Origin of the sequence: Proteiniclasticum aestuarii, assembly GCF_017368455.1 — a bacterium.
Classification (GTDB): Bacteria; Bacillota; Clostridia; order Clostridiales; family Clostridiaceae; genus Proteiniclasticum; species Proteiniclasticum aestuarii.
Map to the genome: position 1 here is coordinate 1 of NZ_JAFNJU010000029.1, position 845 is coordinate 845.

Here is an 845-nt window from a genome sequence, read left to right on the forward strand (position 1 = left end):
TTCAAGTTCTTCCTGGGGCTAGCCCCAGAGGATCCAGTCATCAATCCGAGTACGTTAACGAAATTTCGAAAGCTGAGACTAAAAGATACGGATATTCTTACAAAGCTTGTAAATCTCAGCGTAGGATATGCCATAAAAAGAAACGTGATCAAGACAGGCACAATCATTGTAGACTCAACACATAGCAAAAGCAGATATAATCTCAAGTCACAAAGAGAAATCCTTGTAGATAGTTCTAAGAACTTGCGAAAGGCAATCTATCGGATTGACGAAGGACATAAAGAGAAGATGCCTGAAAAAACCACCTCCGGGATGTATGAGGACCAGATCGGGTATGCTTCGAAACTTGTGGAATTCGTGAAAAATGAAGAGAACCTACTGTTAAACCCTACGGTAAAGGAAGCACTGAACTATCTGGAGGAAGTAATCATAGACAATAAAGAACATCTGCAATATTCCGCTGACACAGATGCTCGAATTGGACACAAGACAGCAGATACCGCATTCTTCGGATATAAGACACATCTGGCCCTTACACCGGAACGCATTATCACGGCGTACGCCGTAACTTCCGGAGAGAAGCATGACGGCAAAGAACTTCCAGGACTTATTCAGCTGACCGAAGAAAATGGGATTAAAGTGGATGTTGTAGTTGGTGATGCTGCTTATTCTGAAAGTGGTAATATCCTTATGGCGAAGGAAAGGAATATCAAGCTCGTTGCAAAACTTAGTGAGACAGTCACCCATAGCCCAAATAAAAACTCCACAAGATTCTTGTTCAACAAAGATGCTGGCATGTATGTTTGTCAGGCTGGACACATGAGTATTCGAAAAACGATCACAGG

1 protein-coding gene is annotated in these 845 nt (G+C 42.2%); it reads left to right on the forward strand.

Annotated features, from left to right (window positions below; translation table 11 throughout):
* Nucleotides 1–845: transposase (locus J3A84_RS15220; protein WP_207600903.1), on the forward strand; the 845-nt coding region annotated here is incomplete at both ends.